Genomic DNA, 20,384 nt, shown 5'->3' with positions numbered 1-20,384 from the left:
GCTCTTCGCATGTGCGGTATAAGCGCTACACTGCGCGCCATGGGACATGATTCGCCAGCGCAACGACCCGATCCTTCGGACCCCTATCTGCGCGAGGCGCAAACCTTTCCATTGCTGTCGGCCGAGATGCTCGCCCGAGTCGCGGCGTTCGGCGGCGAGGAAATGTTCGCCCATGGCGCGCTGCTGTTCCGGCGGGGTGACCGAAGTGTAGATTTCTTCGTCTGCCTGGAAGGGGGAATCGAGATCCTCGATGCCGATGTACGCGGGCGGGAAACCGCCGTGCACGTCCATGTCCCGCGCCAGTTCAGCGGCGAGCTCGACTTGTTCAACGATCGTACCATCCTGGTCACTGCCCGCGCGCGCGGCGAGACGCGAGTGCTGCGCGTCGGCCGCGCCGAGTTCCGGCGGATGATGGCGGCCGAGCCCGATATCGGCGAGATCATCATGCGCGCCTTCATCCTGCGCCGGGTGGGCATGCTGCTCCACGGCACTGCGGGCGTCGCGCTGGTCGGGCCCGGCCACGCATCGGACACGGCGCGGATCGAGACCTTCCTGTCGCGCAATGCCCTGCCGCACCGGCGGATCGATACCGAGACCGACGCCGATGCCGCGGGCTTCCTCGAATGTTTCGCGCTTACCGATGCCGATCTGCCGGTGGTGGTCGCCGAGGGGCGGGCGTTGCGCAACCCGAGCAACGCCCAACTCGCCGATGCGCTCGGCCTCGCCTCGGCAGTCGATCCCGACCATGTCCATGACGTCGCCGTGGTCGGTGCCGGGCCCGCCGGGCTGGCCTCGGCGGTGTACGCGGCGTCCGAGGGGCTCGACACCATCGTGATCGAATCGATCGCACCGGGCGGCCAGGCGGGGACCAGCTCGAAGATCGAGAACTATCTCGGCTTCCCGACCGGCATCTCGGGCCAGGCGCTCGCCGGCCGCGCACAGGTCCAGGCGCAGAAGTTCGGCGCGCGACTGCTCGTCTCGCGCAGTGCCAGCGGCATCGATTGTGATAACCGGCCCTATACGATCCAGCTCGACGACGGCGCGACGCTCAAGGCGCATTCGGTCGTCGTCGCCACCGGCGCGCGCTACCGCAAGCTCGATCTGCCGCGCTATGCCGAGCTCGAGGGGAACGGCATCTATTATGCCGCCACCGCGATGGAGGCGGGCCTGTGCGCAAATCAGACCGCGGTGGTGATCGGCGGCGGCAATTCGGCGGGGCAGGCGGCGATCTACCTGTCGCGCACCGCCGGGCACGTCCATATGCTGGTGCGCGGGCCCGGGCTCGCCGCGACGATGTCGCGCTACCTGATCGAGCGGATCGAGGCTGCGGACAAGATCACGCTCCATCCGTTCAGCGAAGTGACCGGACTGGAGGGCGACAAGCATCTCAATGCGCTGAGCTGGGCCGATCGGCGCAGCGGCGAAAGCCAGCGGCACGCGGTGGGCGCGCTGTTCGTGATGATCGGCGCACAGCCCAATACCGATTGGCTCGACGGATGCATCGATCTCGACGCGGCGGGTTTCGTCACCACCGGATCGGGCGAAACCTTTTTCTGCTCCTCGACGCCCGGCATCTTCGCGGTGGGCGATGTGCGCTCGGGATCGGTCAAGCGGGTGGCGTCCGGAGTGGGGGAGGGATCGGTCGTCGTCTCGGCGATCCACCGTTATCTTGAAAGCCGCGAGCAATAGCGGCAAAGGCGGATCATGAGTGATACGCCTCCCGATCGCCTGTCGGTCAATCCGAAGAGCCCCTTTTTCCAGCGCGAGCTGCTCGAGCGGGGCATCGGCATCCGCTTCAAGGGCGTCGAACGCCGCGACGTCGAGGAATATTGCATTTCCGAAGGCTGGATTCGCGCCGCGCTCGGCAAGAAGATGGACCGCAAGGGCCAGCCGCTGACGATCAAGCTTACCGGCCCGGTCGAGGCCTGGTTCGAGCGCTCGGCCGAAGAGGAAGCGCCGGCGGACGACGCCGAGGGCTGAGGCTTCTCTTCTCCCCTTCCTGAAAGGAAGGGGATCAAGGGGTGGTTGCGACGGCGAGGCTCGATGCCTCGGCCGTCGCTTTTTGTTGCGCGTTTCAGAGTCATTTGGCGCGCTGGCACGCGCATCCACCCGCAGCTCCTCCCTGCAAGCGGGGAGAGGTGCTTACAGCTTATCCCAGTGCCGCGACGATCGCCTGGCCGACCCGCGCGTGGAGGGGGCGGCGCTGTTCGAACGCCAGCGTACCGCCGGTGATATAGCTCGCCACGACCAGCGGCGCGCGGCCGGCTGGCCAGACCACGCCGACCAGATTGTCTGTGCCATATCCGCCCGATCCGGTCTTGTCGGCCACGACCCAGCCGGCCGGCAGCCCCGCGCGCAGGCTTTTGCCGCTGGTACGGGTATCCTTCATCCACGCCGTCAGCTGCGCGCGGCTTGCCGGCGCGAGCGCCTTGCCCAGCACCAGCCGACGCGCAAGATCGGCCATCGCCTGCGGCTGGGTGGTATCGCGAACGTCGCCCCGCTTGGCCTCGCTCATCTCGGTTTCCCAGCGGTCGAGCCGGGTCGCCGGATCACCAAAAGCGCGCAGCCGGCGCGTGAAGCCCGCAGGGCCGCCGATCGTGCGGAGCAGCAGATTCGCGGCGCTGTTGTCGCTCACGATGATCGTCTCGCGGCATAGCTCACCGACGCTGGCGCTGCCGCCGACCCGCGATTGGCAAAAGGGCGAGTTGGCGACAATGTCGCCCGCCAGCACCGGGATGCGGCGGTCGAGCCGTTCGCGCCCGGCTTCGACTTGCTTGAGGATCGCCGCGGCCAGCGCGAACTTGAACGTGCTGCACATCGGGAAACGCTCGTCGGCGCGCCAGCCAAAGCGTTCGCCGCTTGCGGTGTCGATCACCGCCAGCCCGAGCCGGCCGCCGCTCGCTTGTTCGACGGCCTGGACTGCTTCACGGAAAGCCGGTCCGAAGCGCCCTGGCGCCGCCCTGCCCGGGGTCGCTGCCATCGAGGTGGCCGCAACCGCGCAACCGCTGGCCCAAAGAAATTTGCGTCTGTCCATATGTCATCTCCCTTGGGCAACTTGATGCCGCCGGGGCGGGGCGGGGCGCAAAGGATCAAATCTCGGCGGAGCCATGAATTGGATTCATGCCCGGGCCGGTCTCGGTGACGAAGCTTTCAGCAATATGCCGGGGCTGCTAGCCATCTGCAGGCATGATCCTGTTGCTCGCCCTCACGCTGGCTGCGCAAGACACGCCGGCCGAAGGCGCCGGCGAGGAAATCGTGGTCGTGGGCGAGCGCCAGACCTGCCGGACGTTCCTGCGCGGCAAGGCTTTGTCCGACCGCGAACTGGATCGCCATGCAAAGGATTGGCGCGCCGGAATCCCCGTCCGCATCCGGGCACCCTCGCAGTCGGACTATCCCTGCCTCGCCAAGATCGCGTTCAAGCTGAACGACAAGGGTGTGCGCCTGATCGAGTTCGTCGATCCCTAGGTCGAGGACTCCTCTGTTCCAGCTTAGGTTTTCAACCCGGGCTGATCGGTAAGCTTCCGCAGATCACCCTTCGAAAGCAGCCCGCGCGGCATCCTCGAATGCCCTGAGCGCCAGCATATGCGGGAACGGGCCGTGGCTGATCCGGGCGATGCCGGCTCGGGCGACCGCGCTCGCGTCGGGCGCGCCGGGGAAGGCCATGAAGTTCACCGGCAGCGGCGACGCGGCACAGACTTTGGCAAGCAGGTCTAGGTCGGCGAGGCCCGGGACGAAGAAGCCGCTGGCGCCCGCTTCGGCGTAGGCGTGCGCGCGTTCGATCGCGGCATCGGCCTTGGCCTGATCGTGCGTGTCCGGCCTGGCCTGCAGGAAGATGTCGGTGCGGGCGTTGAGGAAGAAGTCCGCGCCTGCGCCGCGGCGCGCGGCGGCGACTCGCTTCGCCTGCACGGCAATCGCGTGCGTGCCTTCGCCGCCGATGACCTGATCCTCGAAATTGCAGCCGATCGCGCCGGTTGCGGCGAGCGCGGCCATGTTGGCGGCGAGTGCCTCTTCTTCAACGGCATAGCCGCCCTCAAAGTCGATCGACACGGGCAGATCGACCGCGGCGGCGATCCGCTCCGCATTGGCCAGTGCAAGTTCGATGGGAAGGGCTTCGGCGTCGCTCAGGCCGTGCGCGGTGGCGACCGAGGCGCTGCCGGTCGCGATCGCCTTCGCTCCGGAGCGCTCGGCCACCTTGGCCGAGCCGGCATCCCAGACGTTGAACAGGATGAGCGGCTTGCCGGGGACGTGCAGCGCCGCGAACGTCTCGAACTTCGACATTCCGGAAACTCCCATTGCGTTCCCGTAATGTTCTAACGCACTTGGCTGCGCGGCGCAATCCGTTGCTTGCGGTCAACCAGTCGAACCCGTCACCCCGACACAAGGCCGGGGTGATGGAGGCCGGACTGCGGCTGCCCTAGTGGACGAAGCGCGCCACCACGTCGCGGTACGAGCGGCTGACCTTCACCGAGGCGCCCGAATCGAGCACCAGGAAGCATTCGCCGTTGGTGTGCGGCTTGACCTGGCGGACGAGGTCGAGATTGACGATCGTCGAGCGGTGGACGCGCTGGAAGCGGCGCGGATCGAGGCGCTTTTCGAGGTCCTTCATCGTCTCGCGCAGGATCAGCGTGTTGTCGCCGGTATAGATGCACATATAGTCGCCGGCCGCGTCGATCCGCTCGATCGTGTCGACATCGACGCGGAAGATCTGGCCGCGATCCTTGATGTTGATGAGCTTCTCGAAGCGGTTCGACGCCATCTCGCCGCTGTCCGATGCGGCCATTTCGTCCACTGCATCGGGCGCGACTTCGGCGAGCACTTCCTTGAGCCGGTCGACTTCCTCGACGCCGCGCTTCTCGGCGAGGCGCTGGCGCACGCGGTCCAGCGTGTCGGCGAGCCGCGACGGCTCCACCGGCTTCATAAGATAATCCATCGCCTGCGCTTCGAAGGCGCGGATGGCGTGGTCGGAATAGGCGGTCACGAACACGAACAGCGGCGGTTCGACTTCCATCAGCCCCTGGACGACCGAGAAGCCGTCGAAACCGGGCATCTGGATGTCGAGGAAGACGAGGTCGGGTTTGTGGGTCTTGATCGCGCGGATGGCCTCGCGGCCGTTGGAGCATTTGTCGATGATTTCGACATCCTCGTGCTCCTCCAGCCGGAGCTCGAGCCCTTGGATCGCCAGGGGTTCGTCGTCAACGAGGATGGTACGGATGGTCATGCGGCCTCTCGGTTGGGTTCCTCGAGCTGGAACGGGATTTCAATCTCAACGCTGAAACCTTCCCCGGGTTTCGTTCTAGTTTCGAAACGATGGTCCGGCCCAAAGGCCTGTGCCAGCCGCTCCTTGATGTTGGCGAGCCCCACGCCGGTTGAGAGAGTCGGACGGGGCTTGCTTTCGATCAATCCTGGGCCGGTGTCGGATACGGCGATCTGCACTCGTTCTCCGGTGAGCCGAGCCGTGACGGTGATATCGGCGCCCTCTTCCTGCGGCGTGACGGCATATTTGATCGCATTCTCGACCAGGGGCTGGAGGAGCAGCGACGGCAGCCGCGCATTGGCGACGCGCGGATCGATGTCGAAATGCGGGCGCATCCGCTCGTCGAAGCGCATCTTCTCGATTTCGAGATAGAGTTTCAGCGTCTCGACTTCCTGGGCGAGGGTGACGTGCGCCGTGGGTTCGTTGGCCAGCGTGTAGCGCAGGAAGGACGACAGGCGGCTGAGCATCACATTGGCGCGCTCGGTCTGCTTGAGCAGCACCAGCGTCGAGATCGAATTGAGCGTGTTGAACAGGAAATGCGGGTTCAGCTGGTAGCGCAGCATCGCCAGCTGCGCGCTCGACGCCTGGTTCTCGAGCAGCTGCATCTGGTCGATCTGTTCCTCGACAATCAGATAAAAGTTGATTCCGAAGTACAGCGCCGACCACCCAGCGAGGACGGTAAAGTTGATAAACACCGTACCAACAATCAACGCAAACGTAACGCCGGTGTCGCCCTCGCGGATGAACGAGAAGGTGAAGGCGTCGATGACGGCATAGATCACGGTAGCCAGCGCGAGTGTGGTGAGCGTCAGCAAGATGCCGGTAATCCGCGGCAGCCGGCGATAGACGCCGTACAGCGTCGAGAGCAGCAGGGTGAGGCAATAGCCCACGATCGCCTCGATGATCGCGGCGATGATCCGCTCCACCGCGAAACCGTTGGAGATCGAGACGACGCTGCGCAGGAGCAGATAGCCGCTCCATCCCGCCGCCTGGAGCATCCAGAAGGCGCGACCCTTGTCCTCGAAAAAGGGACGCGAGACGATGCCGGGCGGGCGCGCCGGGCGATTGATCAGCCGCTGTGCGGTTTCCACTGTCTTGGCCACGGGGGCCTTTAACACCGCGGAGGAGCGGGGGCAAAGAGGGGTACGCCGCCGACAGACTTCCCCGATGAAGCCAGGGAGGATTTAATCGCTAGCAGCCTGCGCCGGCCGCCTTCTTCAACATCCCGCCCAGCCCCCTGGGCTTGCACTTCTTGGGCTGTTCCTGTGGCGTTTCGCCGGCTTCGTCCTCGCCGCTGCGGCCGCTCAGCATGTCGGCCATGCTCGGCATGCCGGGCATGAAGGGCGCCATCGAACGATAACGGACCTTGGCGGTCCATTTGGGCTTCCAGGCGATCCTGGGATCCTTGGGCCGCTCCGGGAAGGCGAAGTTCGCCTCGGGGCCATAGGCATAGAGGAAGCCCATCATCATGTCGCCGGCCGCCTTCCTGACTTCGGCCGGGACGGTGCAGCTCGTCTGCGCGGGCGGCATGACGATGTTCTGGCCGATCAGCCTGGCGACGGTTGCGGGCGCGAGCCAGCTCCACAATCCGCCGCCGAATTCCCTCGTGGCGGACGAGCTCCACCATACCATGTCGCTGCCGTCCTCGCCCATGTTCTTCCCGCCCATCACCCAGGCGTGATAGCCCGTGGCGTTGCCGAGGCCTTGCCAGCTGAGCCCGGTCGATCCGTCGGCGTTGTCGTTCGAACGGACGCGCAGCGCGGCCATGAAACCCTGGTCGAGGGCGAAGGCGATTTCGGGGCTGTAGGTGCCGACGATGCGATGCGGGCCGATCAGCGAGGACTTTGCGCTGATGTTCTTGCTCTTCAGGCTGTTGGGCCATTGGCCGTAGCTGCGGCCGTTGGCGAGCGTCGGGCCAGGATCGGCGGGGACCTTCGATGAGAACAAGCCCGGCGGGATCTGGCCCTTGGCGACCTTGGCGAAGTCGATCACCACCGGCTGGCCTGGGCCCGCCTTGGCGCCGCAGCCCCAATAGAGCAGCAGCCGGCCCTTGGGGCGCTTGAAGTCGGCGGGGAGATCGTCGGTGCCGCGCGGCGGCGTCTCGAGCGGGACCGAGGGCCCGAGCTTCGCGCCCGCGGGCATGAAGTGATCGGCCTTGGGCGCACCGGTCGGCGCCAGCCACGAGCCGAGCCGCAGCGTGAGCTCGCGGCTCTCGCCCTGGCCCATCATCCCGGCGATCGTGCCGGCATCCATTACATAGCGCGCCTCGGGCGTGGTGTCGCCGCTCTGCGCGGTCACTGCGCTGGCTATCACCAGCGGGCCGAGCATCGCCCCCGCGGCGAGCAGCCGCGCCTTCACCTTGTCCATTGCAACTCTCCCCTGGACGGCCCGTCCGAAGCGCTGGCTACTGGGTTCGCATTCGCGCTATTTACGCAAAACACCGATCCGTGCGCGTTGGCATGTCCGCTTATGGGACATTGGCGCGTTTCGGTCCGGTGCGACCCGGGGGCTTCTGGAGCGTTATGGCACCGTTATGATCCAGCTCCGCTTGAGGATCAAGCTATGAGAATCCTGCCCTGCCTTGCTGTACTTTCAACCCTGGCCCTTCCGGCCGCTGCCGAGGCGCGCGACCGCGAGTGGCGGTCGATCCGTGTCGATGCCGCCGCGCTCGATCTCTCGACGCCAGCGGGGATGGACGAGCTCTCCCGGAGGATCGGCCGCGCAGTCAATCGCATCTGCGATAACGATCGTCCGTGCCGCGACGAAGCCTGGGCGAGCACCGAGGATCAGGTCGCCTGGGCGATTGATCGCGATGTGTGGATTCGGCGCATGGCCGAGGAGCGAGTGGCGCAGCTGGAGGCGTGTCGCTGGCAGGACTGCGACGCGCCGCAACCAGCCTATTATCCGGCGCCGCCACCTCCGCCGCCCGCGAGCGGAGTAACGGTAGTGATTGTCCACAGCACCGCGCCTCCGTTGGTATACCAGTACTGACTCACCCCCCGGGTTCCTTCGTCGAAGGGCCTTCTTTCGGGAGCCCGAAGAGGGGGGCTTCGACAAGCTCGGCCCGAACCGAAAGGGGAACCGTCTCGCAAACGAAAACGGGCCAGGAGTCACCTCCCGGCCCGCTTACATTCGCAATACAGCGCTTACTTCGCCGCGATCTTCTCGGCCTTCTTGCCGCCCTTTTTGGGCTTGGGCGCGGCTGGGATGGTCTCGAAGACCAGCGCATTGTCCTTGAGCTTTACATTGACCTCGCCGCCATGGACGAGCTTGCCGAACAGCAATTCCTCGGCGAGCGGCTGCTTGATCTTCTCTTGGATCAGGCGGCCCATCGGCCGCGCGCCATAGAGCTTGTCGTAGCCGCGCGCCGTGAGCCAAATCTTCGATTCCTCGTCGAGCTGGATGTGGACGCCGCGATCGGCCAGCTGCAGTTCGAGCTGGAGGATGAACTTGTCCACCACCCGCGCGACCACTTCGGTCGGCAGATAATCGAACGGCACGATCGCATCGAGGCGGTTGCGGAATTCCGGCGTGAAGAGCTTCTTCACTGCCTCTTCCTGAATGTCCTCGCGGCCGCCCATGTCGCCGAACCCGACGCTTTCCTTGGCCATGTCCGATGCGCCGGCATTGGTGGTCATGATCAGGATCGTGTTCCTGAAATCGACCGTCTTGCCGTGGTGATCGGTGAGCTTGCCGTTGTCCATCACCTGCAAAAGGATGTTGAACAGGTCCGGATGCGCCTTTTCGATCTCGTCGAGCAGCAGCACCGAATGCGGCTGCTGGTCGACTGCGTCGGTCAGCAGCCCGCCCTGGTCATAGCCGACATAGCCTGGAGGTGCGCCGATCAGACGGCTGACCGAATGGCGTTCCATGTACTCCGACATGTCGAAGCGCTGGAGCGGGATGCCGAGGATCTCGGCAAGCTGGCGCGCGACTTCGGTCTTGCCGACGCCGGTGGGGCCGGAGAACAGATAGTTGCCGATCGGCTTGTCGGGATCGCGCAGACCGGCGCGCGACAGCTTGATCGCGGAGCTGAGCACTTCGATCGCCTTGTCCTGACCGAACACGACGCGCTTCAAGTCGAGCTCGAGATTGGCAAGCACGCGGGTGTCGTCGGACGAAACGGACTTGGCCGGGATGCGCGCCATCGTCGCGATGACCTGCTCGATCTCGCGGGTGGTGATCACCTTCTTGCGCTTGCTCGGCGGCACCAGCATCTGCATCGCGCCGACTTCGTCGATCACGTCGATCGCCTTGTCGGGCAGCTTGCGGTCGTTGATGTAGCGCGCGCTGAGCTCGACCGCCGACTTGATCGCGTCGGGGGTGTACTTGACGTGGTGGTGCCCTTCGAAGGCGCTGCGCAGGCCCGCGATGATCTTGATCGTATCCTCGATCGTCGGCTCGTTGACGTCGATCTTCTGGAAGCGCCGGAGCAGCGCCCGGTCCTTCTCGAAGTGGTTGCGGAATTCCTTGTAGGTGGTCGAGCCGATGCAGCGGATCGAGCCGCCGGACAAAGCCGGCTTGAGCAGGTTCGACGCGTCCATCGCGCCGCCGCTGGTCGCGCCTGCGCCGATCACGGTGTGGATCTCGTCGATGAACAGCACGGCGTGGGGCAACTTCTCGAGCTCGTTGACGACTTGCTTGAGCCGCTCCTCGAAATCGCCGCGATAGCGGGTGCCGGCGAGCAGCGCGCCCATGTCGAGCGAATAGATCACCGCTTCCTTGAGCACCTCGGGGACCTGGCCCTCGACGATCTTGCGGGCCAGCCCCTCGGCAATCGCGGTCTTGCCGACGCCGGGATCGCCCACATAGAGTGGATTGTTCTTGCTGCGGCGGCACAGGATCTGGATCGTGCGATCGACCTCGGGGCCGCGGCCGATCAGCGGATCGACCTTGCCGGCCTTGGCCTTCTCATTGAGATCGACGGTGAACTGCTTGAGCGCGCTCTCGCCCTTGCCGGACTTGGCTTCGGACGATTTGGTCGACTTTTCTTCCTCGGCGCCCTTGGGCGTGGTGGTCTCGCCCGGAGTCGAGCCCTTGCCGACGCCGTGGCTGATGAAGCTCACGGCATCGAGGCGGCTCATGTCCTGCTGCTGCAGGAAATAGACAGCATAGCTCTCGCGCTCGCTGAACAAGGCGACGAGCACGTTGGCGCCGGTTACTTCGTCGCGGCCTGAGGACTGGACGTGTAGAATTGCGCGCTGGACGACGCGCTGGAAACCGCTGGTCGGCGAGGGATCGGTCGAGTTTTCGACCTTCAACGCTTCGAGTTCGGTGTCGAGATAGTGCGCGACGGTGCTGCGCAGGTCGCCGATCTCGACGCCGCACGCACTCATCACCTTGGAGGCGTGTTCGTCATCGACGAGCGCGAGCAGCAGATGCTCGAGCGTCGCATATTCGTGGCGGCGGGAGGACGCGGCCTCCAGAGCCTTGTGAAGGGTCGATTCGAGGGCGGAGGCGAAACTAGGCATTCGGATACAACTCCAGTGGGCCCGAAAGGATACACGGCCCGTTTCCGACAATGTCGGTATCGGCAGGCCCCGCATCAAGCGCAGCGACCCGGCACCGGAGTTGTGGGGCGTCTCGGCCCACTCCGGTGCACGTAACGCTCATCTCTTAAATAGAGCGTCCGCGCTTGCGCGGTGGTTGATGGCGTATTGAATTTTACTTTTGCACCGCGCGATTTCGCTTTCCAGCAGCGCGATGCGTTCGTTCAGCTCGTCCACCGAAAGCGGATCGAGGTCCTGCCTGGCCAGCTGGCCGGCGAGGTCGTCCTTGCGACGCGGCAGGTTTTCATCTGCGTCCATGCCTAGAACGTTGACCCTGGCAGGGGCGATGTCAATAAGACGCCGGGTTTCTACCAAGGGCAGCGACAAAACCGATGACCGTCCCCGAAACGATGCTGGCAATCGATCCAGAACAGCCGGGCGGTCCCGAGGTTCTCGTGCCTGTCACGCGGCCCGTGCCGGTGCCCGGAGAAGGCGAGGTGCTGATCCGCGTCGCCGCCGCCGGGGTGAACCGGCCCGAGATCATGCAGCGCATGGGGCTGTACCCCGCACCGCCCGGCGCGCCTTCGATCCTAGGCCTCGAAGCCGCGGGCGAGATCGTCGCGGTCGGCGCCGATGTCGGGCCCGAGATGATTGGCCAGAACGTATGCGCGCTGGTCGCGGGCGGCGGTTATGCCGAATATGTCGTCGCGCCGCTCGGTCAGTGCCTGCCGGTGCCACCGGCGCTGTCGATGATCGAGGCGGCGGCGATGCCCGAGACGCTGTTCACCGTGTGGACCAATGTGTTCGAGCGCGCCTATGCCGCCGACGGCGACTGGATCCTGGTCCATGGCGGCACCAGCGGCATCGGCACGATGACGATCGCGCTGGCGCGGCTGTTTCACCTGACTGTGCTGGTCACCGCAGGATCGGACGCCAAATGCGAGGCGGCGCGCAAGCTCGGCGCGGCCGACGCGATCAACTACAAGACCGAGGATTTCGTCGCGCGGGTAAAGGACATCACCGGCGGCCGCGGCGTCGATGTCGTGCTCGACATGATCGGCGGCGATTATGTGCCGCGCAACCTCCAGTGCCTGGCGGACGATGGCCGCCACGTCTCGATCGCGGTCCAGCGCGGCGCGGACGCGACGATTCCGCTGTGGCAGGTGATGCGCAAGCGGCTGGTGCTTACCGGATCGACGCTGCGTCCGCGCTCGACCGAATTCAAGACGCTGGTCGCCGACGAGATCGCGCGCACGGTCTGGCCGCATGTCGAGCAGGGCAGGCTCAAGCCGGTGATCGATTCGACCTTCCCGCTCGCCCAGGCCGCCGAGGCGCACCGCCGGATGGAATCGGGCGATCACATCGGCAAGATCGTGCTGACGCTGGAATGAAGGCCCTTCTCCTCTCCCTGTGGGAGAGGTGGCGCAGCTTGCTGCCTAGCGAAGCTAGGTGAGGGTTTCCCGCTGTCGAGATGGCGATCCCCTCATCCATCTCCGACTAGGCCCCGAGGAAACGGGACCAAGTCTGCGCAACCAGTGCGAGGTCGATCATGCCCCGCATGATAGAGGACCGCGCGGGGCGCGATCCTACCTCGCGCTCCCGACGAGAGGGAAGTTTAGCCCACCTTGCGCAGCGGCGACCTTTGCCCCGCGGCGAGGCGTTCGGCGGCGGGCAGGAATTCGGTTTCTTCCCAGCTCCGCCGCGCGGCGACCATGCGCATCTGCGCGCGCACTGCGAGGCGGTATTCGCGGGGGTCGGCGGTGATCTCTTCCATCGTCCATTGCCCCAGATGCGCGCTGCCGGACTGGCGCATCGACAGCAGGTCGCTGGTGTAACGCCGGGCGAGCGCGCGGTCATAGGGGTCGGTGCTCGCACTGAGCGGCATCAGCGCCAGCCGTGCCTCATTGCCGAGGTGCCGGGCGATCGCCTGCGCCATGGCGTGTCGCGCCGCGACCAGCTCCTGCATCCGCGGCGGATCGAAAGCCGCAGCCTCGATCAGCTTTTCGCCGAGCCTGAAAATTTCGCGATGGTCTTCGTAGAGATCTTGCAGGGTCATGGGGGCTCCTGCTGAGTCTTATAGCAGGACGCCGATCCCGTCTGGCCTAGCGGCAAGACTTTGTTAAGTTGCCGGCGAATCCGGGGGGAGGAATATGCTGCGTAACCTGTTGGGTGGATTGCTGATCGCCGTGCTGGCGGTGACGTTGCTAATGACCAAGCGCGACTGGTTCCTGAGCGACCAGCACTGGGCGGTTACCGATGTCGCGGCGATTCCACCGGGATCGGGCGAGCTGCGCGACAATCTCGATCGGATCGTCAGCATGTATGGCGTCCATGTCCCGCAACGCCCGAACAAGGCGGAGCAATTCTACCAGACGCTCTCCGCCGCCGGTCAGGCGCCGCGGGCGCGGGTGAAGGACAATTACCAGCCGCCGCGCCTGGGCCATGCAGTGCGCCAGTGGAGCTTCCTCGGCATGCCGTTCGGCTGGCATTCCAGCCTGGGCCTGGTCCTCTATTCGCGCGATCGCTGGGAGCTGGTCGCGGCGCCGCTGGGCGAGGAAGGGCAGGCGATGCTGAAGCGCGAAGTCGGCCGCGACCTGGGCAAGGGCTTCTTCTTCCCCTTCTGGGCCCACACATGGGGCTGGTTGTATCTGGCCGGAGTCGCGCTCTGGGGCTGGCTGTATCATCGCTCGGTGGTGCGCGGGCGCGAAGAACTCGGAATCATCTGAACGGCTCCGAGCCAAAGATAAGCCGGCCTTATCGTCGGCGCGCGGCTATTTGTTTGACGCGTGGCCCCCCGACCGCGGAAAGCGCTGCACCAATAAGGGGAAGCATCCATGCCATTCGTGCTGCACGAATTCGCGCTGTCGGGAAATTGCTACAAGATCCGCCTCACCGCGGCGCATGTCGGGCTGCCGCTCGAACGGCGGCAGTATGACATCCTCAAGGGCGAGACCCGCACCGCGCAATTCCTGAGCGAAGTCAACGCCAATGGCCGCATCCCGGTGCTCCAGGTCGGTGACGACGACTTCCTGCCCGAAAGCAACGCTGCCGCCTTCTACATCGCCGACGGCAGCGACCTGATCCCGGCCGACCGCTTCGAGCGCGCCGACTTGCTGCGCTGGTTGTTCTGGGAGCAATATAATCACGAGCCCAATATCGCGACGGTGCGGTTCTGGCGCACGCTGGTGGGCGAGGACGATCTCTCCGACCTCCAGCGTGCGCTGCTTCCCGGCAAGGTCGCGGCGGGCGAGGCGGCGCTGGCGCTGATGGACGAACATCTCGGGCGCAGCGCCTATCTCGTGCTCGACCGGCTGACCCTCGCCGACATCGTGTTATACGCGTACACCCATGTCGCCGAAGAGGGCGGTTTCGATCTCCAGCCCTATCCCAATGTCCGCGCCTGGCTGTCGCGGGTCGCGAGCCATCCGGCGCATATCGCGATCACCGACTAGGTTACGGGGAAGTGATCCGGTTGCGGATATTCACGGGCCACCAGACATCGGCCACTCTGTGGGATTCCGTCCATCGCTACAGAGCGAGTGAGGACCTTTGCACATTGGTGCGGCGTCCATGACCGAACGCACTTCACTCACTCTTTTGCACGTCGCCGCCGGAGAAACTTCAAGCACAATCTGCGGGACGGGGCTGAGGGCGCTTGCTTGATCCATATAGGCTCGCAATTTCTCGTTCGAGATTGCGACACTATTCCAGAGCACCGTCCCGTCTGAGGTCAGGACGACTGACAGTACGGGCCTCAGATGGCCGACGCCATCCTTCTCCGTTCCCCAGTTCGACAGCGGCGTAGCGCAAGCGGCGCCGTAGGTTTTCGGTGCTTGATCGCAACCGAGAAGTGCCGTCGCTCCGGCAAGTGCGAACACGAGAGACCAACGGATCATGGTTGCACAATGGTGCGGTGACGAAGTTCCAGCAATGTCGCTATCCACCGGACTTCCGCAGCGGACAGCCAAAATATGCGCCCGCGGACTTTCACGCGATAGGCTCCCACCGCCGTCACCCCGGCACAGGCGGGGGTGACGTCGAAGGTGGATTCCGGCGACGCACGACTCGCGGATCCCCACGCAATTATCGCCCGGACGATTCCGATTGTAACAATCCCCCGGCATAGGCTCCCCAGGACAAGCTCCCGCGGGGGAACGATCATGGCGACGATCACCAGGCTTCCGTTCGACGCAGCGCACTTCGGCGATTTCCATGCGCACCAACCGGCGATTCCCGAGCGGGTCGTCGCCGGGCGCCGGCAATATCGCACGGTGTGGATTTCGGACGTCCATCTCGGCACGCGCGGCTGCAACGCCGAGATGCTGATAGACTTTCTCGACCATATCGACAGCGAGACGATGTACCTCGTCGGCGACATGATCGACGGCTGGGCGATGAAGAAGCGGCTCTATTGGCCCGCGGCGCATAACGACATCGTCTGGCGCATCCTCAAGCGCGCCAAGCGCGGCACCCGAATCGTCTACATCCCCGGCAATCACGACGAGATGTTCCGCCAGTTCGCGGGGCTCAATTTCGGCGGCGTCGAGATCCGGCGGCAGGCGATCCACGAGACCGCGGATGGCCGGCGCCTGCTGGTGCTCCACGGCGACGAGTTCGACGCGATCACCATGTCGCACCGCTGGCTCGCGCATCTGGGCGACGCGGCGTACGAGGCGCTGATGGCGCTCAACCGCTGGATGAATGCCGGCCGCCGCGTGTTCGGCCTGCCTTATTGGTCGCTGAGCAAATACGCCAAGCAGAAGGTCAAGAACGCGGTCTCGTTCATCTCCAAGTTCGAGGAGATCGTCGCGCACGAAGCCGCGCATCGCGGAATCGACGGCGTGATCGCCGGGCATATCCACAAGGCGGAGATGCGTAGCATCCAGGGCGTGGAATATTATAACGACGGCGATTGGGTGGAGGGTTGCACCGCGCTCGTCGAGCAGTACGACGGTACAATGGAAATTCTCCATTGGGCCGATGAGATGGCGGCGCGCGATGCGCCCGAGTCCGAGGCCAGACTAGAGGCTGCGTGACGAAGCCGGCGAGGGCCGAGGACGTGCGCATCGCAATCGTGACCGATGCCTGGGAACCCCAGGTCAACGGCGTCGTCCGCACGCTCCAGTCGGTTCGCGCCGTGCTGGAGGGGCAGGGCCACCAAGTCGAGGTAATCTCGCCAGACCGCTTCTATTCGCTGCCATGCCCGACCTATCCCGAGATTCGCCTCGCACTCGCCAGCACCGGCAGCGTCGGCGCGATGCTCGAGGAATTCCGCCCCAACGCGATCCACCTCGCCACTGAGGGGCCGCTGTGCGTTGCCGCGCGGCGCTGGTGCCTGCGCCACGACATGCCGTTCACCACGGCGTACCACACCCAGTTCCCGGACTATGTCTCGGCGCGCTCGGGCGTGCCCGCCGAGTGGATCTGGCGCTATATCCGCTGGTTCCATGCCCCCAGCCAGGCGATCCTCGCCTCGACGCCGTCGATCCGCGAGTCGCTGGTCGCGCACGGGCTCACTCATGTGAAGCATTGGGGCAGGGGGGTCGATCTCGCCGCGTTCCATCCCGGCATCGCGCCGCATCCGGCGATGACGGGTCTCGAAGGCCCGGTGCAGCTTTATGTCGGCCGCGTCGCCGTCGAGAAGAATATCGAGGCGTTCCTCAAGACCACGCACCCGGGCACGAAGGTGGTGGTGGGCGATGGCCCGGCCCGCATCGCGCTCGAGGCGCGCTTCCCCCAGGCCCGGTTTCTCGGCCCGATGTTCGGGGCCGACCTCGCCGCTGCCTATGCCGCGGCCGACGTGTTCGTCTTCCCGAGCCGGACCGACACGTTCGGACTGGTGATGATCGAGGCGCTGGCCTGCGGCGTGCCGGTCGCGGGCTATCCGGTCACCGGCCCGATCGACATCCTCACCCCGGAGACCGGCGCGACGGACACCGATCTCACCGCGGCGATCGCCGCCGCGCTGACCAGGGACCGCGCCGCCTGCGCCGCCTATGGCCGCAGCTTCACCTGGGAAGCGAGCGCGCACCAGTTCCTCAATGCGCTCTATGCGATGGACGATCAGGACGTGGCGGCATAATATCGCCGCGACGTGCGTGCTCGAAAGGGGACCGGCGATGAAACGTGCAGGTCGCGTGTTTCTTCTTGTGGCATCGGTGCTCGCTGCGCAGGCGGCCGCGGCCCAGACGCCGGCCGATGCGACGGGCGGCGAATCGCAGGACCGGCAGGGCAAGGTCACGCGCATCGCGCCCGAGATGTTCGCCTTCAATGCGATGCTCGAATTCCAGCTCAAGAAGAAGCACACCCGCACCTGCGACGAGACGGGCTGCTTCTACATCGTCAACGACACGTCGGACTATGACGCGGTGGCCCTCCACCTCGACACCGGCACGCCCAGCCCGCGCGATGCTCCGGTCTGGGGTCCGAACCTGCTCATTGGCAAGCTCAAGCCGCACACCGCGCGCTGGACCTACAAGGCGGGCGACGAAACGATGTGCGCGCTTGGCACCAGGGTCGTGCTGCGCCATCGCCGGACCGCCGAAGAGGTGGTGACCAACGGCGAAGTGAGTCTCCGCAAGAGCCCGCGGCTCGATTCGGCGCTGCGGATCAACGTCGATACGCCCAGGGTGACGCTCGAAGAGCCGGTGACGCACTGACCAACGGTCGCGCCTTGCTCTTCGCGCCACATCGCACTAAGTCATTCAGGTGACGTGGCCGCCCGTGATGGGCGGCCCTTTCTATTTCTGGAGACGAAAAGTGGCCCAGCCGCTCATGCCGCATGCGACCGCTTCCTGGCTGGTCGACAATACGTCGCTCTCGTTCGAGCAGATCGCCGAATTCTGCGGCCTCCACATCCTCGAGATCCAGGCGATCGCCGACGATACCGCCGCGACCAAGCTCACCGGCCGTGATCCCGTCCGCGCGCACGAGCTGACGATGGAAGAGATCGAGAAGGGCCAGGCCAATTCCGATTACAGCCTCAAGATGCTCAAGGGCCCTGAGCAGGTCCGCCGCACCAAGGGCCCGCGCTACACCCCGGTGTCGAAGCGCCAGGACAAGCCCGACGGCATCGCCTGGATCCTGCGCCACCATCCTGAAATCTCGGACGGCGCGATCGGCAAGCTGATCGGCACCACCCGCACCACGATCGCCGCGATCCGTGACCGCAGCCATTGGAACATCGCCAACATCACGCCCAAGGACCCGGTCACGCTGGGCCTCGCCTCGCAGCGTGAGCTCGACGCGCTCGTCGCCAAGGCCGCCAAGGCCGCCGGCATCGAGGCGCCGACCGACACGCGCCTGGAAGGCGACCGCGAGGCGCTGCTCGAGCAGCTCCGCGCCGAGCGCACTGCCGCCGCGCATGCCGCCGAGGCAGGCGAAGCGGGCACCGAAGCCGGCCCGGTCGAGCACACCGCCGAGACGCTGTTCCGCCAGTAACCAGTGCCGCCTGCGCATGACGCGGGCGTGCCGGACGTGTAGCCTCCGCGCAAACGACTCGGATCGATGCCGGGGCGGATTGGGCAGGAGGATATATGTGTGACGATCTGACCGAAGCGGACAATGCGCGCTTGCTGGGCGAGGGCCTGTCGCGCCGCGCCTTCGGCACCGCGGCGGCCGCCATCGGTGTCGGCATATTGCTGCCCAGCCCGGCCAATGCCCTCGCGGTCAAGGGCCGCGACGTCACGATCCGGACTCCCGACGGCACGATCGACGCCTATTTCGTCGCACCGGCCACCGGCAGGCATCCCGCGGTGCTTGTCTGGCCCGACATTTACGGGCTCCGTCCCGCGTTCCGGCAGATGGCCGACCGCCTCGCCGAATCTGGCTATGCCGTGCTAACGGTGAACCCGTTCTATCGCTCCGCCACGGCGCCTGTGCTGGCGGCGAGCGGAGACCGCAGCGCGATTCGCGGCAAGGCGGGCGAGTATCGCAAATTGCTGACACCCGAAGCGACGATCGCCGACGCGACGGCACTGGTGGCGTTTCTCGACAAGCAGCGCGAAGTGAACTCCAAGCGCGGCATCGGCACAACGGGCTATTGCATGGGCGGTCCACTGGTGGTGCGCACCGCCGCGGCGGTACCGGGGCGCGTTCGCGCCGGCGGCAGCTTCCATGGCGGCGGCCTCGCCACCGACAATGCCGACAGCCCGCATCTGCTCATTCCCAAGACCAGGGCAGGCTTCCTGATCGCAATCGCCGACAATGACGACGCGCGCGCGCCGGGCGACAAGGACACGCTTCGCGCTGCCTTCGCCGCTGCCAAGCGGCCGGCCGAGATTGAAGTCTACAAGGGCGCGATGCACGGCTGGTGCCCGCCCGACAGCGAAGCCTATAACCAGGTCCAGGCCGAGCGCGCCTGGGCACGGTTGCTCGACTTGTTCAGCACCACGCTCTGATCCGCGAAGGAACCGCCATGGCCGACGATCTGGTCTTCTACACCAATCCCCAGTCGCGCGGGCGCATCGCCCGTTGGATGCTGGAGGAAACCGGCGCCGACTATCGCACCGAAGTCATCGACTATGCCAGCCGCATGAAGAGCCCGGACTATCTCGCGATCAATCCGATGGGGAAGGTTCCTGCGATCGTCCATCATGGCAAGGCGGTGACCGAAGGCGCGGCGATCTGCGCCTATCTCGCCGAGGCATTTCCCGAAGCCGGCCTCGCGCCGCGCCCCGGGGAACGTGCGGATTATTATCGATGGCTGTTCTTCGCTGCGGGCCCGGTCGAGCATGCCGTGACCAACAATGTCGCCAAGTTCGATCCTTCGCCCGAACAGTCGCGGATGTTCGGCTATGGCAGCTATGCCGCCACTGTCGACGTGCTCGAAGCGGCGGTATCGGCGCATCCCTATATCGCCGGCGACCGATTTACGGCGGCGGACGTCTATGTCGGCTCGGCGGTGGGCTGGGGGATATTGTTCGGCTCGCTGCCCAAGCGCGACGCCTTCACGGACTATTTCGAGCGGCTGAGCGGTCGCGAGGCCTATAAGCGCGCGGCGGAAATGGATGACGCGCTGGTGCCAGCGCCGGCATCGGTTGAGGCATGAACTGAGCGCCGGCTAACGACCGGTGCAGTTTTGGTTCGGGTCGATGCACTCATCGTTCGCCCTGAGCTTGTCGAAGGGCAATCATCCGCGAGCGCTGCGCGCGTGGATAAGGGGGCTTCGACAGGCTCAGTCCGAACGAAAAGGGGGGCTTCAACTCGGCAAATTCGCTCTGGTTGAACGCCTGCCCTCGCAGGAGCGCGACCTCGACTGTCTACCCGTCAATTGCCGGCTGGCGCGGATCAGTGTTTGCGGCGCCTGCGGTTCGTCGCCTTCGTCATCGGATCGGGCTTGGTCGGCGGTTTCCAGCCGGGCGGCGGCGTGACGCGCTGCTGGCTGGTGCCGAGCCCCATCGCGCCCGGCTGCTGACGGGTCAGTCCCGACGTGTCCGCATCGCTTGCCTCATCGCGCGTCGCCCCGCCGCGCATCAGATTGATCCGGTCGCGAAGCCTGCGCGCCTCCTCGAACTCCATCGCCTCGGCCGCGGCTTCCATCTGCCGGTGCAGGTCGTCGATCGTCTCGGGCATGCGCCTGAAACGCGAGCGCATCGGCAAGGCTCCGTGATCCGCCCAGTTTGAAAGGCACTAACCCGTCC

At 65.6% G+C, this 20,384-nt stretch carries 22 protein-coding genes; 13 read left to right on the top strand and 9 right to left on the bottom strand.

Features of this window, described 5'->3' with window-relative positions; all coding sequences use genetic code 11:
- The first annotated feature begins 39 nt into the window (after positions 1 to 39).
- Together BXU08_RS10210 and BXU08_RS10205 are read left to right on the top strand one after the other, a co-directional pair.
- Positions 40 to 1,689, top strand: a complete 1,650-nt coding sequence (locus BXU08_RS10210) for a cyclic nucleotide-binding domain-containing thioredoxin-disulfide reductase (protein ID WP_077509962.1) — start codon at positions 40 to 42, stop codon at positions 1,687 to 1,689.
- Positions 1,690 to 1,704: 15 nt separating this feature from the next.
- Positions 1,705 to 1,980, top strand: coding sequence for a DUF3297 family protein (locus BXU08_RS10205; protein WP_077509961.1), 276 nt, complete (start codon positions 1,705 to 1,707; stop codon positions 1,978 to 1,980).
- 169 nt (positions 1,981 to 2,149) lie between these two features.
- Here the strand turns inward: BXU08_RS10205 and bla are convergent, their stop codons facing one another.
- Positions 2,150 to 2,980: a class A beta-lactamase gene (gene bla, locus BXU08_RS10200; RefSeq protein ID WP_171982492.1), complete on the bottom strand. Its 831-nt coding sequence runs from the start codon at positions 2,978 to 2,980 to the stop codon at positions 2,150 to 2,152.
- Between the two features lie 206 nt (positions 2,981 to 3,186).
- On the opposite strand from bla, the gene BXU08_RS10195 reads away from it, so the two are divergent.
- Positions 3,187 to 3,465 carry a hypothetical protein gene (locus tag BXU08_RS10195; RefSeq protein ID WP_077509959.1) on the top strand — a complete coding sequence of 93 codons (279 nt, stop codon included), beginning with the start codon at positions 3,187 to 3,189 and terminating at the stop codon, positions 3,463 to 3,465.
- 63 nt (positions 3,466 to 3,528) lie between these two features.
- On the opposite strand, the gene BXU08_RS10190 is transcribed toward BXU08_RS10195, so the two are convergent.
- The 4 genes from BXU08_RS10190 to BXU08_RS10175 form a co-directional block, all read right to left on the bottom strand.
- The gene (locus BXU08_RS10190) at positions 3,529 to 4,278 is read right to left on the bottom strand and encodes an isocitrate lyase/phosphoenolpyruvate mutase family protein (protein ID WP_216352865.1); all 750 of its coding nucleotides are present in this window, start codon (positions 4,276 to 4,278) and stop codon (positions 3,529 to 3,531) included.
- Positions 4,279 to 4,414: 136 nt separating this feature from the next.
- Positions 4,415 to 5,218, bottom strand: a complete 804-nt coding sequence (locus BXU08_RS10185) for a LytTR family DNA-binding domain-containing protein (RefSeq protein WP_077509957.1) — start codon at positions 5,216 to 5,218, stop codon at positions 4,415 to 4,417.
- Positions 5,215 to 6,252 carry a sensor histidine kinase gene (locus tag BXU08_RS10180; RefSeq protein WP_077512253.1) on the bottom strand — a complete coding sequence of 346 codons (1,038 nt, stop codon included), beginning with the start codon at positions 6,250 to 6,252 and terminating at the stop codon, positions 5,215 to 5,217. The genes BXU08_RS10185 and BXU08_RS10180 overlap by 4 nt, the downstream gene beginning before the upstream one ends.
- Positions 6,253 to 6,445: 193 nt before the next feature.
- Positions 6,446 to 7,621, bottom strand: coding sequence for a hypothetical protein (locus BXU08_RS10175; RefSeq protein ID WP_253190334.1), 1,176 nt, complete (start codon positions 7,619 to 7,621; stop codon positions 6,446 to 6,448).
- Between the two features lie 195 nt (positions 7,622 to 7,816).
- Here BXU08_RS10175 and BXU08_RS10170 point away from each other — a divergent pair, with 195 nt between their 5' ends.
- Positions 7,817 to 8,245 carry a UrcA family protein gene (locus BXU08_RS10170; RefSeq protein WP_171982491.1) on the top strand — a complete coding sequence of 143 codons (429 nt, stop codon included), beginning with the start codon at positions 7,817 to 7,819 and terminating at the stop codon, positions 8,243 to 8,245.
- A 155-nt stretch (positions 8,246 to 8,400) separates the two neighbouring features.
- Here BXU08_RS10170 and clpA read toward each other — a convergent pair whose 3' ends face one another.
- Both clpA and BXU08_RS10160 read right to left on the bottom strand, forming a co-directional pair.
- Positions 8,401 to 10,725, bottom strand: a complete 2,325-nt coding sequence (gene clpA, locus BXU08_RS10165; RefSeq protein WP_077509955.1) for an ATP-dependent Clp protease ATP-binding subunit ClpA — start codon at positions 10,723 to 10,725, stop codon at positions 8,401 to 8,403.
- Between the two features lie 138 nt (positions 10,726 to 10,863).
- A complete protein-coding gene (locus tag BXU08_RS10160) occupies positions 10,864 to 11,061 on the bottom strand; it encodes a DUF1192 domain-containing protein (RefSeq protein WP_077512249.1) in 198 nt (65 codons plus the stop codon).
- A 74-nt stretch (positions 11,062 to 11,135) separates the two neighbouring features.
- Here BXU08_RS10160 and BXU08_RS10155 point away from each other — a divergent pair, with 74 nt between their 5' ends.
- A complete protein-coding gene (locus BXU08_RS10155; protein ID WP_253190333.1) occupies positions 11,136 to 12,134 on the top strand; it encodes an NAD(P)H-quinone oxidoreductase in 999 nt (332 codons plus the stop codon).
- Between the two features lie 224 nt (positions 12,135 to 12,358).
- Here the strand turns inward: BXU08_RS10155 and BXU08_RS10150 are convergent, their stop codons facing one another.
- A complete protein-coding gene (locus BXU08_RS10150) occupies positions 12,359 to 12,799 on the bottom strand; it encodes a hypothetical protein (RefSeq protein WP_077509954.1) in 441 nt (146 codons plus the stop codon).
- A 94-nt stretch (positions 12,800 to 12,893) separates the two neighbouring features.
- Between BXU08_RS10150 and BXU08_RS10145 the strand changes: the two genes are divergently transcribed.
- The 8 genes from BXU08_RS10145 (at position 12,894) to BXU08_RS10110 (ending at position 19,792) form a co-directional block, all read left to right on the top strand.
- A complete protein-coding gene (locus BXU08_RS10145) occupies positions 12,894 to 13,469 on the top strand; it encodes a hypothetical protein (protein WP_077509953.1) in 576 nt (191 codons plus the stop codon).
- Positions 13,470 to 13,577: 108 nt separating this feature from the next.
- On the top strand, positions 13,578 to 14,195 hold the full coding sequence (locus BXU08_RS10140) for a glutathione S-transferase family protein (RefSeq protein ID WP_077509952.1): 618 nt from the start codon (positions 13,578 to 13,580) through the stop codon (positions 14,193 to 14,195).
- Positions 14,196 to 14,903: 708 nt separating this feature from the next.
- A complete protein-coding gene (locus BXU08_RS10135; RefSeq protein WP_077509951.1) occupies positions 14,904 to 15,779 on the top strand; it encodes a UDP-2,3-diacylglucosamine diphosphatase in 876 nt (291 codons plus the stop codon).
- Between the two features lie 23 nt (positions 15,780 to 15,802).
- Positions 15,803 to 16,825, top strand: a complete 1,023-nt coding sequence (locus tag BXU08_RS10130) for a glycosyltransferase family 1 protein (protein WP_077512245.1) — start codon at positions 15,803 to 15,805, stop codon at positions 16,823 to 16,825.
- Between the two features lie 37 nt (positions 16,826 to 16,862).
- Positions 16,863 to 17,402, top strand: coding sequence for a hypothetical protein (locus BXU08_RS10125; protein WP_077509950.1), 540 nt, complete (start codon positions 16,863 to 16,865; stop codon positions 17,400 to 17,402).
- Positions 17,403 to 17,502: 100 nt separating this feature from the next.
- Complete coding sequence (locus BXU08_RS10120; protein ID WP_077509949.1) at positions 17,503 to 18,183, top strand: DUF1013 domain-containing protein; 681 nt, start codon at positions 17,503 to 17,505, stop codon at positions 18,181 to 18,183.
- 95 nt (positions 18,184 to 18,278) lie between these two features.
- Complete coding sequence (locus BXU08_RS10115) at positions 18,279 to 19,142, top strand: dienelactone hydrolase family protein (protein WP_077509948.1); 864 nt, start codon at positions 18,279 to 18,281, stop codon at positions 19,140 to 19,142.
- A gap of 17 nt (positions 19,143 to 19,159) precedes the next feature.
- On the top strand, positions 19,160 to 19,792 hold the full coding sequence (locus BXU08_RS10110; RefSeq protein ID WP_077509947.1) for a glutathione S-transferase family protein: 633 nt from the start codon (positions 19,160 to 19,162) through the stop codon (positions 19,790 to 19,792).
- A 239-nt stretch (positions 19,793 to 20,031) separates the two neighbouring features.
- Here BXU08_RS10110 and BXU08_RS10105 read toward each other — a convergent pair whose 3' ends face one another.
- A complete protein-coding gene (locus BXU08_RS10105; RefSeq protein ID WP_376787755.1) occupies positions 20,032 to 20,337 on the bottom strand; it encodes a UvrB/UvrC motif-containing protein in 306 nt (101 codons plus the stop codon).
- Positions 20,338 to 20,384: the final 47 nt, after the last annotated feature.

The sequence above is a fragment of the Sphingomonas sp. LM7 genome, assembly GCF_002002925.1.
Taxonomy (GTDB): domain Bacteria; phylum Pseudomonadota; class Alphaproteobacteria; order Sphingomonadales; family Sphingomonadaceae; genus Sphingomonas.
This window is presented reverse-complemented; position numbering and strand designations above follow the sequence as displayed.

Bases quoted from the DNA above. Each gene is read 5' to 3' on its own strand.
- BXU08_RS10210 (WP_077509962.1), top strand. From the start codon at position 40: ATGGGACATGATTCGCCAGCGCAACGACCCGATCCTTCGGACCCCTAT.
- BXU08_RS10205 (WP_077509961.1), top strand. From the start codon at position 1,705: ATGAGTGATACGCCTCCCGATCGCCTGTCGGTCAATCCGAAGAGCCCC.
- bla (WP_171982492.1), bottom strand. From the start codon at position 2,980: ATGGCAGCGACCCCGGGCAGGGCGGCGCCAGGGCGCTTCGGACCGGCT.
- BXU08_RS10195 (WP_077509959.1), top strand. From the start codon at position 3,187: ATGATCCTGTTGCTCGCCCTCACGCTGGCTGCGCAAGACACGCCGGCC.
- BXU08_RS10190 (WP_216352865.1), bottom strand. From the start codon at position 4,278: ATGTCGAAGTTCGAGACGTTCGCGGCGCTGCACGTCCCCGGCAAGCCG.
- BXU08_RS10185 (WP_077509957.1), bottom strand. From the start codon at position 5,218: ATGACCATCCGTACCATCCTCGTTGACGACGAACCCCTGGCGATCCAA.
- BXU08_RS10180 (WP_077512253.1), bottom strand. From the start codon at position 6,252: ATGCTCCAGGCGGCGGGATGGAGCGGCTATCTGCTCCTGCGCAGCGTC.
- BXU08_RS10175 (WP_253190334.1), bottom strand. From the start codon at position 7,621: ATGGACAAGGTGAAGGCGCGGCTGCTCGCCGCGGGGGCGATGCTCGGC.
- BXU08_RS10170 (WP_171982491.1), top strand. From the start codon at position 7,817: ATGAGAATCCTGCCCTGCCTTGCTGTACTTTCAACCCTGGCCCTTCCG.
- clpA (WP_077509955.1), bottom strand. From the start codon at position 10,725: ATGCCTAGTTTCGCCTCCGCCCTCGAATCGACCCTTCACAAGGCTCTG.
- BXU08_RS10160 (WP_077512249.1), bottom strand. From the start codon at position 11,061: ATGGACGCAGATGAAAACCTGCCGCGTCGCAAGGACGACCTCGCCGGC.
- BXU08_RS10155 (WP_253190333.1), top strand. From the start codon at position 11,136: ATGACCGTCCCCGAAACGATGCTGGCAATCGATCCAGAACAGCCGGGC.
- BXU08_RS10150 (WP_077509954.1), bottom strand. From the start codon at position 12,799: ATGACCCTGCAAGATCTCTACGAAGACCATCGCGAAATTTTCAGGCTC.
- BXU08_RS10145 (WP_077509953.1), top strand. From the start codon at position 12,894: ATGCTGCGTAACCTGTTGGGTGGATTGCTGATCGCCGTGCTGGCGGTG.
- BXU08_RS10140 (WP_077509952.1), top strand. From the start codon at position 13,578: ATGCCATTCGTGCTGCACGAATTCGCGCTGTCGGGAAATTGCTACAAG.
- BXU08_RS10135 (WP_077509951.1), top strand. From the start codon at position 14,904: ATGGCGACGATCACCAGGCTTCCGTTCGACGCAGCGCACTTCGGCGAT.
- BXU08_RS10125 (WP_077509950.1), top strand. From the start codon at position 16,863: ATGAAACGTGCAGGTCGCGTGTTTCTTCTTGTGGCATCGGTGCTCGCT.
- BXU08_RS10115 (WP_077509948.1), top strand. From the start codon at position 18,279: ATGTGTGACGATCTGACCGAAGCGGACAATGCGCGCTTGCTGGGCGAG.
- BXU08_RS10110 (WP_077509947.1), top strand. From the start codon at position 19,160: ATGGCCGACGATCTGGTCTTCTACACCAATCCCCAGTCGCGCGGGCGC.
- BXU08_RS10105 (WP_376787755.1), bottom strand. From the start codon at position 20,337: ATGCGCTCGCGTTTCAGGCGCATGCCCGAGACGATCGACGACCTGCAC.